This window comes from Nocardia sp. NPDC051990 (assembly GCF_040680755.1).
GTDB lineage: Bacteria > Actinomycetota > Actinomycetes > Mycobacteriales > Mycobacteriaceae > Nocardia.
The window spans coordinates 78,276-92,233 of sequence record NZ_JBFAXH010000018.1; the positions used below are offsets into that span (position 1 = coordinate 78,276).

14 protein-coding genes are annotated in these 13,958 nt (G+C 64.8%); 8 read left to right on the forward strand and 6 right to left on the reverse strand.

Going from position 1 to position 13,958, the window contains the following annotated elements; all coding sequences use genetic code 11:
* Positions 1–33: 33 nt before the first annotated feature.
* Together AB0L63_RS26440 and AB0L63_RS26445 are read right to left on the reverse strand one after the other, a co-directional pair.
* Positions 34–1,248 (reverse strand): Ig-like domain-containing protein, encoded by a 1,215-nt coding sequence (locus AB0L63_RS26440; RefSeq protein ID WP_364505763.1) that lies wholly within the window; start codon positions 1,246–1,248, stop codon positions 34–36.
* Positions 1,249–1,373: 125 nt separating this feature from the next.
* Positions 1,374–2,918: an LCP family protein gene (locus tag AB0L63_RS26445; RefSeq protein WP_364505765.1), complete on the reverse strand. Its 1,545-nt coding sequence runs from the start codon at positions 2,916–2,918 to the stop codon at positions 1,374–1,376.
* Between the two features lie 224 nt (positions 2,919–3,142).
* Between AB0L63_RS26445 and AB0L63_RS26450 the strand changes: the two genes are divergently transcribed.
* Positions 3,143–3,796 carry an SDR family oxidoreductase gene (locus AB0L63_RS26450; protein ID WP_364505767.1) on the forward strand — a complete coding sequence of 218 codons (654 nt, stop codon included), beginning with the start codon at positions 3,143–3,145 and terminating at the stop codon, positions 3,794–3,796.
* Between the two features lie 126 nt (positions 3,797–3,922).
* Complete coding sequence (locus AB0L63_RS26455; RefSeq protein WP_364505769.1) at positions 3,923–5,053, forward strand: serine hydrolase domain-containing protein; 1,131 nt, start codon at positions 3,923–3,925, stop codon at positions 5,051–5,053.
* A gap of 4 nt (positions 5,054–5,057) precedes the next feature.
* Here AB0L63_RS26455 and AB0L63_RS26460 read toward each other — a convergent pair whose 3' ends face one another.
* Positions 5,058–5,930 carry an alpha/beta fold hydrolase gene (locus AB0L63_RS26460; RefSeq protein ID WP_364505771.1) on the reverse strand — a complete coding sequence of 291 codons (873 nt, stop codon included), beginning with the start codon at positions 5,928–5,930 and terminating at the stop codon, positions 5,058–5,060.
* A gap of 66 nt (positions 5,931–5,996) precedes the next feature.
* Between AB0L63_RS26460 and AB0L63_RS26465 the strand changes: the two genes are divergently transcribed.
* On the forward strand, positions 5,997–6,563 hold the full coding sequence (locus AB0L63_RS26465; RefSeq protein ID WP_364505773.1) for a TetR/AcrR family transcriptional regulator: 567 nt from the start codon (positions 5,997–5,999) through the stop codon (positions 6,561–6,563).
* A gap of 144 nt (positions 6,564–6,707) precedes the next feature.
* Here AB0L63_RS26465 and AB0L63_RS26470 read toward each other — a convergent pair whose 3' ends face one another.
* Together AB0L63_RS26470 and AB0L63_RS26475 are read right to left on the reverse strand one after the other, a co-directional pair.
* Positions 6,708–7,502, reverse strand: coding sequence for a hypothetical protein (locus AB0L63_RS26470; RefSeq protein ID WP_364505775.1), 795 nt, complete (start codon positions 7,500–7,502; stop codon positions 6,708–6,710).
* Positions 7,503–7,679: 177 nt separating this feature from the next.
* Positions 7,680–9,137 (reverse strand): MFS transporter, encoded by a 1,458-nt coding sequence (locus tag AB0L63_RS26475; protein ID WP_364505777.1) that lies wholly within the window; start codon positions 9,135–9,137, stop codon positions 7,680–7,682.
* Between the two features lie 53 nt (positions 9,138–9,190).
* On the opposite strand from AB0L63_RS26475, the gene AB0L63_RS26480 reads away from it, so the two are divergent.
* The 3 genes from AB0L63_RS26480 to AB0L63_RS26490 all read left to right on the forward strand — a co-directional run bounded on the left by AB0L63_RS26480 (position 9,191) and on the right by AB0L63_RS26490 (position 11,734).
* Positions 9,191–9,892 carry a TetR/AcrR family transcriptional regulator C-terminal domain-containing protein gene (locus tag AB0L63_RS26480; protein WP_364505779.1) on the forward strand — a complete coding sequence of 234 codons (702 nt, stop codon included), beginning with the start codon at positions 9,191–9,193 and terminating at the stop codon, positions 9,890–9,892.
* A 318-nt stretch (positions 9,893–10,210) separates the two neighbouring features.
* The gene (locus tag AB0L63_RS26485) at positions 10,211–10,759 is read left to right on the forward strand and encodes a YceI family protein (RefSeq protein ID WP_364505781.1); all 549 of its coding nucleotides are present in this window, start codon (positions 10,211–10,213) and stop codon (positions 10,757–10,759) included.
* A 108-nt stretch (positions 10,760–10,867) separates the two neighbouring features.
* Positions 10,868–11,734, forward strand: coding sequence for an NAD-dependent protein deacetylase (locus AB0L63_RS26490; RefSeq protein WP_364505783.1), 867 nt, complete (start codon positions 10,868–10,870; stop codon positions 11,732–11,734).
* Positions 11,735–11,754: 20 nt separating this feature from the next.
* On the opposite strand, the gene AB0L63_RS26495 is transcribed toward AB0L63_RS26490, so the two are convergent.
* Positions 11,755–12,066 carry a pyrimidine/purine nucleoside phosphorylase gene (locus tag AB0L63_RS26495; RefSeq protein ID WP_364505785.1) on the reverse strand — a complete coding sequence of 104 codons (312 nt, stop codon included), beginning with the start codon at positions 12,064–12,066 and terminating at the stop codon, positions 11,755–11,757.
* 98 nt (positions 12,067–12,164) lie between these two features.
* On the opposite strand from AB0L63_RS26495, the gene AB0L63_RS26500 reads away from it, so the two are divergent.
* Positions 12,165–13,004 (forward strand): DUF72 domain-containing protein, encoded by an 840-nt coding sequence (locus tag AB0L63_RS26500; RefSeq protein ID WP_364505787.1) that lies wholly within the window; start codon positions 12,165–12,167, stop codon positions 13,002–13,004.
* 93 nt (positions 13,005–13,097) lie between these two features.
* Positions 13,098–13,940, forward strand: coding sequence for an alpha/beta hydrolase (locus tag AB0L63_RS26505; protein WP_364505789.1), 843 nt, complete (start codon positions 13,098–13,100; stop codon positions 13,938–13,940).
* Positions 13,941–13,958 lie beyond the last annotated feature (18 nt).

Sequence of the window (13,958 nt, forward strand, 5' to 3'; positions counted from 1 at the left end):
ACCAGAGAGTCAGTGCGGTGCGCTGCAAAGACCTCAGTGCAGCGCGCTGCCCTGGACCCACTCGTCCCACGGCAGGCCCCAGTCGCCGTTCTGCCAGACCTGCAGCGGTGCGCCGCCGGTATTGCGGACCTCCACCACATCGCCCGGAATCGCGAAGTTGTAGAACCACTGGGCATTCGCGCCACTCAGGTTCAGGCAGCCGTGCGAGAGGTTCTGGCTGCCCTGCGCCCACACAGTGGAATCGAGCTGGTGCAGATAGATGCCGTCGGTGCTGATACGGGTGGCCCAGCCGATGGCCTCCTTGTAGCCGAGCCGGGAATTGACCGGCAGACCGTAGGTCGAGGAGTCCATGATCACCGGATTGCCCTTATCCATCACGGTGTAGATGCCCGGCTGGGTCCAGAAGGACAGCGTCTTACCCGCGATGACCTCGCTGCCACCCATGCCCATCGAGGTGGGCATGGTGCGGATCAGATTGCCGTTCTCGAAGACCTGCACCTGTTTGGTGTTGTCATCGGCGATGGAGATATGCGACGGGCCGATGGTGAAGGTGGTCTTGCTGTCCTCCTGGCCGTAGAGACCGCCGCCGAGGTCCGCGCCATAGATATTCGCCGCGACGGTCACCTTGGTGCCCGGTGCGTAGTACTGCTGCGGCCGCCAGTGCGCGTTGCGCTTGTCGAGCCAATACCAGGAACCCTCGACCGGTGGGTTGGTCGTCACCGTGAGCCGCTTCTCCGCTACGGCCTTATCCGGGACGTCCTCGTCGAAGTGTGCGACGACGACGGTGCCGACACCGAAGGTGCCGCCGTCGGTCAGCGGGGTGCCGCCGGTGGTGGTCAGATACACCTTGGTCTGGTTGTTCGGCGCCAGCGTATTGAACGTCGAGGTGGTCGGCCCGACGCGGCCGGTGATGGTGAGGCTTTCGGCGCTGATCGTGTAGGTGTGCCCGTAGCCGAGCGGTTCGGTGGGCTTCCACGCCGTCTTGTCCGGGGTGTAGATGCCCTCGATCGCGCGGCCCGCCTCATTGGTCAGGCTCACCGAGGTCAGCATGCCGTCATTCGCGGTCACCACGACCGGCGCGAGCGGATCGACATTATTGCCGCCGCCCGGAGTGATGACGATCGCCGGCGGGGGCGGTCCGACCTTGGTGGTCGGTGCTTCCGACTTCGACGAACATCCGGCGACGAGCAACGTCATCACCAATGCAAAACCCGCAGCTGCTCTCCAACGGAAGCGGCGACTCGACATGACTCTCCTGTGTTGCGCCGTGCGTTCCGTGTGGTGCACCTGCGATGTACTGGCCCGTGCCGTAGTTTACCGGCCATTTCGAGCCCACTTCGCCGCCGCGGGTGTGACCTGCGCGGACATCGGCGTCAGTTAACGCAGGGCACGCTGCTGCCGATCGTGGTCGCGACCGGCTTGCCCGCATCGGGTACGGGCTCGGCGGAGGACTTGGTCGGAGTCGCGCTGGTGGTCGGCACGAGTTCGGCGGGCATCGTGAAATCACTGCCGACGACGACGGTGATGTGGCCGGATTCGACATTCGGCGACGCGGTCGGGGTGAGGCCGAGCAGATCGCCAAGCTGCGTGGCATCGGTCTCGGCACCGATGCCGTAGGTGATCGTGGTGGTCGTGCCGTCGGCACGGGTGCCATTGGCGACCGTGCCCGCTGGATAGCCGCGTTTGGTGAGCGCGGCGGACAGTTGGGCGGCCCGGCGGGTATATCCGCTCGCATTGCGGACATCGACGATGCCGGTCGGGGTGTGCAGCGAGGTGGTCGGCGTGGTCTCGATGCCGAAGGCGGCGCGCACTTCCTTCTTGATGGCCGCCGGATCGACGATATTGACGTCCTGACCGTCGATATTGTCGTAGCGCCGCACCGGAAGCGTCCGGAATTCGACCGAGATCGAGCCCGCCGAGCCGAGGTCGCGGGCGAAGTCGAGCAGGTTCCAGCCGTCGGACAGCACGATATCGCGGTGCGCCACGTCCATGAGTCCGGAAAGCTCGCCGAAGTTGGTCAGCGTGCCGGTGTCCTTCAGCGATTTGCCGACCGAAGTGAGAAAGGCCTGCTGGCGGTGGGTGCGGTCGAGGTCGCCGTTGTCCAATCCGTGGCGTTGGCGCACGAAGGAGAGCGCGTTGGCGGCATCGAGGTGCTGCGGGCCCGCGGGAAAGACGGCACCGGAGTAGTAGCTGTCGTCGACCGCGTGGTTGAGGCACACATCGACGCCGCCGAGCTTATCGGCCAGGTCGTAGAAGCCGGCCAGCGAGATTTCGGCGAAGCGGTCGATGGGGACGCCGACCAGGTTGCGCACCGTTTGCACGATGGATGCCCGCCCCGCCTCGCGGCCCGCGCGCTCCAGGGCCACCGTGTCCTTCATGCCCGAGTTTTCCAGTTTGGTCTCGGTGGCGGCCTTCTTCAGCCCGTAGGCTTCCTTGATCTTGGCGTGGTCGTAGCCCGGAATGCCGGAGACCGCGACATAGTCGTCGCGCGGGATGGAGAAGGCCACGATCTTGTGCATATCCGCCGGAATGTGCAGCAGGATGAGCGAATTCGCGTTGTAGCCGCCGTTGTCGCCATCGCCGGCGTGCAACTGGTCCAGGATCTCCTTCGGCAAATCCTTGCCGTCCAGATCCTTGCGGGTATCCAGGCCGATCAGCAGGATATTCAAGTCGCCGCCGAGTGAGCGTGGCGCGTCCTTGCCGATCGCGTCGGTGTGGGTGAAGCCGTTATCGAATTCGGTCGTGGCCGACCAGACGAATCCAGTGCCGGACAGGACGGCGAGAGCGGCCATCGATGTCAGCACACGCATCGCGATCTTGGCCGCTTTGCGGCCGCGATGGGGTTTGGGCGCCGCTCGTCGGTGTTTGGCGTGGCGAGTCTCGGTGACTTTGGGGAGCTCGACGGTGTCGTCATCCATGGCGGCGGCCTGGGTCCCGGATCATTTTCGCCGCCTCGACTTTCGTCTCGAGTCACTCGACGCAGGGCACGTCCGGTTCATACCCGCTACCGACTAGTTGCACCGCTGATGACTGCTTGCAGGTCACTCGAAAGGGTCAACCTTTTCAGTGTTACCGACTCCCTTCCGGCCAGGCAAGAATCGGACATGTGATCTGCACAGATCAACGATCTAGTCTCTTAGGTATGGCTGCTCCCGTGTTGCTCGTTCTCGGTGCCGGACCCGGCATCGGGCTGTCCGTCGGCCGTCTTTTCGCGCGCGACGGGCATTCAGTGGTGCTGGCCTGTCGCCTCGTCACGGAGGCCGAACCGTTGGCGAACGAGTTGCTGGGCGAAGGTTTCGATGCCGAAGGCGTCGGTGTGGATCTGGCTGATCCCGCCGATATCACTCGTGTCGTGACCGCGGTGGGCGAGCGGCACGGGCGGATCGATGTGCTGCACTTCAACCCGAGCGTCTTCCGGGAGGCGGATCCGTTGCGGTTGACGGTCGCGGAGTTGATCGAGGACTTCACGATCGGCGCCGCGGCGCTGCTGCCCGCGGTGCAGGCCGCACGGCCGTTCTTCGCCGCCGGTGCCCGCGTGCTCGTGACGGGAAGCGCGGCGGCGGATAAGCCGTGGCATCGGGCGCCATCGCTCGGCGTGCAGAAGGCGGCGGTGCGCAATCTCGTCACCAGCCTGGACACCACCCTGGCACCCGAGGGTTTCCGCGCCGTCGCGGTGCAGATCAATGGGGTACTCGGGGAGGGGGCATTCACTCGGGAGCGGGTCGCCGCGGCATTGCACGCCGCAGCCGTCCGCCCCCTCGACGACTGGACACCGCATGTGTCCTATAACGGCTGATCCGCCCGGACATGCCGACCAACGACGCGCCGGCGCCGCAGTCTGCTTCGAGCCGAATGGGACTCGTGCGGCCAGCACCGTCCGCACCGCAGGATCGGCCGCCGTCGCCGTGGCGAAGGAGCAGGGATGCGGCGGCTCCAGGTAGCGACGGCTTTGGTTGCCGCACTGATGATTTCGGTGCTGCCGAATCTCGGGACGACCTCGGCCCAACCGGGCCCGGTGCGCTGCTACGTGCTGCAAGCCCGGCTGGATAGCCTGGTCCGCTTGGCTGTCGTTCCGGGTGCGCAGCTGATCGTCACCGTCGATGGCGACACGACCCAAATCAATAGTGGCGTAGGCGATATCGTGACCGGCACTGCGTTTCCAGATGACGCGCAGGTCCGGATCGCCAGCAATACCAAGACATTCGTGGCGGCCGTGGTGCTGCAGTTGGTGGGGGAGGGGCGAATTCAGCTCGACGCTCCGATCGAGCGTTATCTGCCCTATGTGGTGCGCGGCCCTGGCGGCGACGGAAATCTGATCACCGTCCGAAATCTGTTGCAGCACACCAGCGGTATTCCGGACTATCTCGTTCGATTGAATCTGCGGTCCCCCGAGGCATTACAGCAGTACCGAAGCCCGGATCAACTGATCCGAATCGGTCTGGATGCGCCCGCGCAGTTCCCGCCCGGTTCGAGATTCGGCTACTCCAATACCGATTACCTGCTGGTCGGAAAGCTGATCGAGCAGGTCACGGGACGGCCGGTAGGGGTCGAGGTGACCAACCGGATCCTGATCCCGCTGGAACTCCGCGACACCTATTGGCCGGAATTCCCACTGGAGAACGTGATTCGCGGTCCACACCCACGCGCATATCAGGTCGTCAACGGCGCCCGGGTCGACATCACCGATATCGACCCGGGCTGGGGCCTGGCCGATGGCGCGCTCGTCGCCACCGGCGCCGACTTGAACCGCTTCTTCAGCGCCCTGCTCGCCGGAGAACTGCTTCGCCCAACCGAACTCGCCGAAATGCAGCACACCATCCAGACCATGGATCCGGCCCAACCCAGCGATGCCGGCCTCGGTCTGTTCCACCGCATCAACGCCTGCGGCATCGATATCTGGAGTCACGGCGGCGCCATGGACGGATTCTTCGTCTTCGGCGGATACACCTCCGCCCGCACGATAACCATCAGCCTCAACCAACTCCCACCCCTGTTCGGCCTCGGCTACAAGCCCATCATGGATGACCTGGTAGACGCCGCTTTGTGCGGGTGAGGGGTCAGCTCTCCAGCGTGCGGTTGTGCGGCGCGGCCGACGCATTCGCGCTGAACAGGAAGGCCGACATGGCCGTGGCGACGGCTTGCGGACGGTCGAGCATGGACAGGACGTACGCGTCGTCGATCTCGACCAGTTCGCCCTTCGGCAGCAATTCGGCCAGCCTGCGGCCGTGTTCGCGCGGCATGACCTTGCCCGCGGACGACCATAGGATCAGCGCGTCGCCGGAAAAGCGTTGCAGCGCCTCGGTGTTCGCGATGAGCTCCGGCTTCGGAAACCCGGACTTCGCGTACTTCAGCAGATCCCGCCGAATCGCCTTGTCGCGCAATGCGGGCTCGGTCCAGCCGTGGACGAGAGCATCGGGCAGTGGCCGCCGTGCCATCCAGCCCATCAACAGCGGCGAACTGCGCAGCCAGCGAATTCGCAACTGCCGCAGGGCGAGCGAAATGCCGCCGGGTAGCGCTGTCGCGATGGCGACCATCTTGCCCGGCAGGCCCGGCGGGAAGTTGTCGAACGCCTCGCACGGTAACGCGATAATCCGACTGACGCGCTCATCCAACCCGTACGCGGTGAGGAACAGTCCGCCACCCCAATCGCTGTGCACCAGCGTGACATCGCGCAGGTCCAGTGCGGCGAGGAAGTCCGCGATGATCCGGTTCAGTCCGCGTAGCGACAGATCGGCATCGGGATGCATCGGTGTCGCATGCGCACCGAGCGGCAGGTCGGGCAGTACATAGCGAAAGCCGTTGGGCAGCAAGTCGATTACCTGATCCCACTGGGTGTGGTTCATCAGCAACCCGTGCAGTAGCACCACCGCGGGCCCGGTGCCGCGTTCGACGTAGTCGATTCGACCGGCGGCTATTTCGACAGTTGGCATCGGCGAACCTCCGCTAGAGTAATTGCTCTAGAGCGCATGCTCTAGTCTTACGGTGTGGATGCAGCGATGTCAACCAGGGAGCGGATCCTTACCGCCATGGCCGAGCTGATGCGCCGACAGGGCTACGGCGTGACGACCGTGAAACAGGTGAGCGAGCTGGCGCATGCGCCGATGGGCTCGTTGTATCACCACTTTCCGCAGGGTAAACAGCAGATCGCCGCCGAGGCCCTGCGTGCGGCGGGTGCGGCCTATATCCGGTTGCTGCCGCTGCTGCTGGATCCGCATGAGGATGTGCGCGCGGCAGTGTCCGCCGCCTTCACCGAGGCGGCCGAGCAGATGGAGCGGGCCGGGTGGATCAATATGTGCCCGGTCGTCACCATCGCGGGCGAGATCGCGGATAGCGAACCGGCGCTGCGCGAAGTCACAGCCGAGGTCATCGATTCGTGGGTACGCGAATGCACCGACTACTTCACCCGTCGCGGTCTGGACGCCCCCGAGGCACGCCGACTCGGCTTCGCGCTGTTGAGCACACTCGAGGGCGCGTTCATCCTCAGTCGCACCCTGCGCTCCACCGAACCGCTACGCGCGGCAGGGCAGTCGCTGGCCTTTCGCTTGGCTGGCGACCGCGTATAGCCGAGTCGAATGTTGGTCGGCGAGTGATGATTCGACTCATCTCGGCATTGCCCGCCCACTTTCGGTACGTGAGTCCACCGTGATGAGCAGTCCCCAGAGACGCCACCTGCACGCCTCGCCGCAGCTCGACCCGGTTCGGTGGGACTACTTCGGTGCGGCCGGAGTAGTCGGCGCGGCCTGGGCCGTCGTCGGCTTATCCGCGAACCGGGTGGTGCCGTCCGGAGCGAACATCGTATTGACGAAATCCACGCCGGAGGTGATCAGGACCGGCCCGCCCACCGCAATTGTGCCGATGATTCCGCCGAGGGTCGCACCGGTGATCAAGCCGGCGATGCATCCGATGGCAAGAGTGGCTACGCAGCCGAGGCCCGCGCCGATGGCGGTTCCGACGAAGCTGCCGACCGCCGTGGCCAGACTGAATTGCGTGGCGAATTCATTACGGGCGCGTTGGTCTTCGGTCATCGATGCGACCGGTTTGACGGCCAGCGGCTGCGTGATCTCGAGTCCGGCGGGTTTCTGCGGCGCCAGTGCCAGCATCGTGCCGTCCTTCTCGAGCGCCGGCTGGACCGGGATCTCGGTACCGGCGACCCGGAATCGCAGCGGCAGCGTCAGGACGACATGGCCGTCGGTGTCGGCCAGATCGACGACATCGACGACATCGGCGATATCGGCGGCCTTGCCGTCTCTATCGACCAGCGTGCCGTCCTGGTCGACCAGTCGCTTGTCGCTGCCCGCCGCGAGCTCGCTTTCCGCTGCCTTGGACAGGGTGAAGGTGCCGCCGCGCACGCTGGCGACGACAGTCTTGTCGACTAGCTTGACCGAGTAGGTGATGTCCTGCCGCGGGGGCGCGGCGATCGGCTCGGCATGCGAAACTCCGGCGCCCAAGGTCACGGCACCGATGACAAGGATCGCCGCCGCAGTGCTATCGCAAAGCTTCATTCGGTATTCCGTTCAGTCATCAGCATTTTCGCTCTTCGCAATGCCCGCGCAGGCTCGACTTTCCTGCCCGAGATACTCCCCGTGCAATGTAGTCATATGCGCGGCAAGGAGATCGAGGGGAGCCTAGCCGAGCCTGCGGTGCGAGGCCAGCGGATTCGGAACGAATATCGATGTCAGCTATGACACGGTTACTTCTTCCGGTGTGTCGACCTGCGGGGCGGGTCGGGTGCGCAGCAGTGCCAGTCCGAGTAGGGCGGCGGCGATGCTGAAGCCCGCACTGATCCAAGCGCCGGTCGACATGGCGTCGGTGAACGCTGTCTTGGCCTGTTCGACATATCCGAGTTGGAAAGCGGCGCCAATGGATTCACGCGCGGCGGCGGGCGCGTCGTCGGGCATATGCGAGGTGAACACACCCGCCAGCACGCTGCCGAGGATCGCGATGCTGATCGCCATACCGACCTGCTGCAGCGTGTCGTTCATGGCCGAGCCGACGCCAGCGTGCTCAAGTGGAATGGCGCTCATGATCGCGGCATACGCGGCCGGGCCCGCCAGACCGCCGCCGATCCCCATGACCAGCATGCTGGCCAGGACCGCGAAATATCCGGAACCGACGGCCAGGATCGCGAATGCCCCGCCCATCACCAGCAGACCGGCGACGATCAGCGTCTTATTGCTCAGCTTCTTGCCCAGCGTCGCACCCAGACCGTTGCATACCGCCGCGGCCACCGCATACGGCAGCAGCGCCAGACCCGCCTTCATTGGCCCGTAGCCGAGTACGAACTGCAGGTACTGGGTGAGCATCAGCATGATCGCGCCCATACCGAACACCATCAGCAGCAGTGTGCAGCAGGTGCCGGTGAAATCGCGATTGCGGAACACCGCCAGCGGCAGCATCGGATGAGCCGACCGGCTCTCCCAGACCACGAATGCCAGTCCCGTGACGACCGCGAGTCCGATCATCGGAACATTCCACTCGCGCTCGATGATCACGTAGACCGTCGAGGTGAGTGCGATGACGGACAGCAGCACGCCGACCAGGTCGACCGGCCGCTGTTCACCCGTGGATTCCGGCATCAGAACCAGTGCGGCGACAATCGCGAGTACTGCGACCGGGATGTTCAGTAGGAACACCGAACCCCACCAATAGTGTTGTAGCAGAAAGCCGCCCAGTGTCGGCCCGAGGACGATGCCGACCATGGAGACGGTGGACCAGGCCGCCATCGCCTTGCGCCGTTCGTCCTCGGCGAAGGTGGTCATCAGAATGGATAGGGTCGATGGCATCAGCAGCGAACCACCGACACCCATGAGCGCGCGGGCGCCGATCACCTCCCACGGCTCGGTCGCCAAGACGGCCGCGAGGGATGCCGCGCCGAACAGTGCCAGTCCCAGCACCAGCATGCGTCGTCGGCCGAACCGGTCGGACAGGCTGCCCGCGGTGAGCAACAGTCCGGCGAAGACGAGGACGTAGGCGTCGAGGATCCACTGCACATCCGACGGTGTCGCGTCGAGTTCCCGGATCAGGGACGGAATGGCGATATTGAGTACGGTGCCGTCGATCATCAGTACCAGCAGCGACAGACAGAGGACTCCCAGAATCCACCAACGGCGAGGATCTCGTACAACGTTCGATTCCATTCGAACACCGTACGATAGGATCGCACAATGTGCGAGAGAATTATGCTGATCGAGTGATAAAGCAGCAGTTCTCCTCGGTGTGGACTCGCGAGCCGCGCCAGCCGAAGACGGCCGGACTGCGCCGCGACCAGATCGTCGCCGCCGCACTCGAAGTTCTCGATACCGAAGGCCTCGGCGCACTGAGCATGCGCAAGCTGGGCGCCAAGCTCAATGTCGGCGCGACCAGTCTCTACTGGCATGTCGCGAATAAGGATGAACTGCTCGAACTTGCACTCGACGAGATCTGGGGTCTGGTCCACATCCCGGATCCGGACCAGACGCCGTGGCGCGAGGTTGCGACGACCTTCTCCTACAACTTCCGGCTTACCATGCTCGAGCACCGCTGGGTGGCCACCCTGATCGGCTCTCTGCCGAGCGTCGGCCCGAATGCCTTCGTGCTCACCGACCGACTGCGCCGCACCTTCATCAGTGCCGGATTCACCGGCGTCGATATCTATCTCGCGAGTAGCGCACTGATGAGTTATGTACTCGGGCAGGTCGTTCCGGAGGTCACCGCGGCGAAGGCATTCGGTGACGAGGGTTTCGATACCGAGATGCTGCTCGACGCCATGGATTCACTCGCTGCCGACTATCCGGAGATGCTCGCGGAATACCGCAAGGCGCTACCCGCCGATTCTCGGACCGCCCGCGCGATGGCATTCGATTTCGGGCTGCTCTGCGTGCTGGACGGCCTGGAGTCGCGGCTACGCAAATGACCCGGTAGCGGCTTGGGTGGATGCTCGGGAATAGTTGACGTCACCGCCCTGTTGGTTGCCATATCCACCAAATGGGTGTCACACTTTGCGAGAGGAGGCGGCGTGCGGTTCGGAATTTTCACCGTGGGCGATGTCACGGTCGACCCGACGACCGCCGTCGTCGACCCGGCCGATCGCCGGAATCGACCGTGCCGCGGTGGAGTTCGCCGCCGTGACCCAATCCCTCGGTGCAACGGCGCACCGGTCCGGTAGTGCCAGAACTGAATACCCGTTTCACAACCAAGTAATTGAAATATCAACTATATGAGGAGACCGACAATGTCGACCACCACCGCCAAGGACCTGACCGCAGGCACCTGGGTCATCGATCCCGCCCACTCCACCCTCGGATTCACCGTGCGCCACCTGATGGTCAGCAAGGTCCGCGGTCGTTTCGCCGACTTCTCCGGCAAGCTGGTCATCAATGAAGACGGCACCGCCTCGGCCGAGGCCGAGATCCTGGTCGAGTCGGTGACCACCGACAACGAGCAGCGCGACGCCCACCTGCGCACCGCGGACTTCTTCCACGCCGCTGACTTCCCGGTGGCCACCTTCAAGTCGACCGGATTCCGCGTCAATGGCGAGGACTTCGTCGTCGACGGTGAGTTCACCATCCGCGGCACCACCCGCCCGGTCTCCCTCGATGTCGAATTCCTCGGCGTCAACCCGGGCATGGGCCAGGGCCCGGTGGCCGGTTTCGAGGCCAAGACCGTCATCAACCGCCGCGACTTCGGCATCACCATCGATATGCCGCTCCCCGATGGCGGCGCAGTGATCGGCGACAAGATCACCCTCACCTTGGAGATCGAGGTCGGCCTCCAGGCCTGATCGGCACCGGTGCAGTGCCGCGACGCTGCCTGGGGGCAGCGACCGGGCGGCTGTGCTTACCCACCTCGGCTCCGCCGGCTGCCGTCCCCCGCGCTTACGCTGAATTCCATGTCCGCACTATTCGATGCATCCGCTGTCGAGCGGTTGTCCAGGCTGCTGGCGGGGCGGGTCGCGGTGCTGACCGGCGCCGGGGTGTCCACGGACAGTGGGATTCCGGATTATCGAGGGCCTGGGTCGCCGGAGCGGACGCCGATGACGTATCAGCAGTTCGTGGGGGATGCGGCGTTTCGGCAGCGGTATTGGGCGCGCAACCATATCGGTTGGCGGGCCATGGACGGGTCACGGCCGAATGCGGCGCATCGGGCGTTGGCACGGTTGGAGCGCGCGGGCATTGTGTCCGGATTGATTACGCAGAATGTCGATCTGCTGCATACGAAGGCGGGGCACCGCCGGGTCATCGATCTACACGGAACGTATGCGCGCGTGCGGTGCCTCGGCTGCGAGGCGCTGATCTCCCGGATGACCTTGGCCGAGCGGTTGGAGGCGGCCAATCCGGGTCTCGCGGCGTCGGCGACGGCGACCGGGGTGGAGGTGGCGCCCGATGCGGATGCGGTGGTGGCCGATACCGCTAGTTTTCGGATGGTGGACTGCGCACGCTGCGGCGGGATGCTCAAACCGGACATTGTGTACTTCGGGGAGAACGTCCCCAAGCAGCGCGTGGCCGCCGCATTCGAGTTGGTCGAGTCGACGGACGCGCTATTGGTGGCGGGATCGTCGTTGACGGTGATGTCCGGGCTGCGGTTCGTGCGATATGCGGCGAAACAGGGCAAGCCGGTCGCCATCGTGAACCGCGGCCGGACGCGGGGCGATGAACTCGCCACGCTCACCGTCGATGCCGGGTGCGCGCAGGTGCTGACCGCAGTGGCCGATTCTTTGGCTCCGACGCGGGCCGAGACACTCGGCGCAACAGCCTGAGACCCTCGGGGTTGACCGGCTCAGCCGAAGTGGCACACATAGTGCACCGTCGAAACCACTTCGATCTCGAATGAGCTATTGCCCGGCACCTCGAACGATTCGCCGCTGCGATAGGTCACGGCTTCGGTCTCGCCCGCCCGGGTGACCGTGCACTCGCCCTGGATCAGCTCCATGATCTCCGGCTCGACCGTATTGAACGTCAGAGTGGACGGCAGGATGACACCGACCGACTTCGCGGTGCCATCGGCCAGCTCGATGCTGTGGCTGATGCACTTGCCGTCGAAGTACACATTGGCCTGCTTGGCCACACTGACGTTCTCGAACCGCGTCATGATCTCTTTCCCAACGTGTTGGAGTTGCCGCCGTCAGCGTACGTGACCACGGCCGACCGCTCGGACGGGTGGCCGGTGGGTGCGTTAGCGTCGCTGTCATGCGGCTTCACGTGGGATGTGCGATGTGGACGCACGCGGCATGGCAGGAATATCAACCGGTTCCGGCCGAGCGGTTGCGGCACTATGCCTCGTGGTGCACTGCGGTGGAAGGCAATACGACGTTCTACGCGACGCCGACGCGCAACACGGTGGAGTCATGGGCGAAGCAGACCGATCCCGACTTTCGATTCGTCATCAAGCTGCCCAAGCCGATCACGCACGAGCGCAGGCTGCACGGCGCGGAGCCGGAACTGCGCGCCTTCCTGGATGCGATGGAGCCGCTCGGCCCGCGCATCCATGCGCTGTGGGTCCAGTTGCCTGGCTCATTCGGGCCGACCGAGCTCGGGACGCTGGCCGGATTCCTGCGCACATTGCCCGGCTCGTATCGATCCGCCGTCGAGGTCCGGCATCCGGCATTCTTCGAAAATGACAGCGCCGCACGGCAATTGGAGCAGATGCTCGCGCGCGTTGGCGCCGAATGGGTGCCCTTCGACACCAAGGTGCTTTTCGACGGACTCGCGGAGAGCGCCGCGGAGGCCGAGGCGCGGGCGAAGAAACCACGGGTGCCGCGCCGCACCCGAGCGCTCACGGAGTACCCGATCGTCCGCTATCACGGGCGCGATTCGGCCGAGCACACGATTGCCGGCTGGCAGCCGTGGCTCGAGATCGTCAGCGCATGGCTGCGCGAGGGCCGCTCACCCACGGTTTTCATTCACACCCCGGACAATGCCTCCGCGCTACACCTCGCCCGCCGCTTCCACGACGAGGTCCGCGCCTGCCTGCCCGAACTCGAGCCGCTGCCCGAACCCATCCCGACCGAACCGATGACTTTATTCTGAAATATCTCGAATAAATAACAATCCCGAATGCGCGTTCGGTTAAAATGCCAGGTGTTGCCGCATTAGTGCCGAGCACGCCGATGGAGGAAACCGATGAGTCACGCCACCGCGCACTCCACATCCTGCACCCTGCGTGGCGGGGCGGGCACGCTGGCCGCCTGGGAATCCGCGCCGCCGCATGGCGTCGAGGTGCACGGCACGGTGCTACTGGTCCCCGGCTTCACCGGCTCCAAAGAAGACTTCGAGCCCATGCTGCCGATACTGTCCGCAGCCGGATTCCGTTGTGTCGCTTACGATCAGCGCGGACAATGGCAGTCCGACGGTCCCGATGACGTATCGGGATACACCATGGCCGATTTCGCCGATGACCTGGTTCTCGTTGTCGACCAGATCTCGGACCGCACTCCTGTTCACCTAGTGGGCTATTCATTCGGCGGCTACGTCGCGCGCGCTGCTCTTGCCACCCATCCGGACCGCTTCCGCAGCCTCACCCTGCTCGCCTCCGGCCCGTCGGCGACCTCCGATATCACCTTCGCGCCACCGCAATTGGTCGCCCAACTCATCGAAAGCGGTGGCCAGCAAGCGCTGTGGGAGCAGCTGCGGCAGAGTTTTGCGGCACTGGTCCCACCCGCCGAACTCGAATTCCTGCGGAACCGCTTCTTTACGACCAAGAAGGCCAATATGGTCGGCATCATGCGAGCCATGGAAGGCCCGACCGACTACACCGCCGCCCTGCGCGCGATCGGCCTGCCGATCCTGCTCGCCTACCGCAACTCCGGCGATCTCTGGCCGCCGAGCGTTCATGAACGCTATGCCGAGGAATTGGACGCGCGCACCGCGGTTTACGAGGGTGTCGGCCATCTACCGGACGCCGAGCTCCCGGCCCGCGTCTGCGCCGACCTGGTCGCCTTCTGGACCGATGTGGCTCGGCACTGAATGGCCCGGTGCGACGTA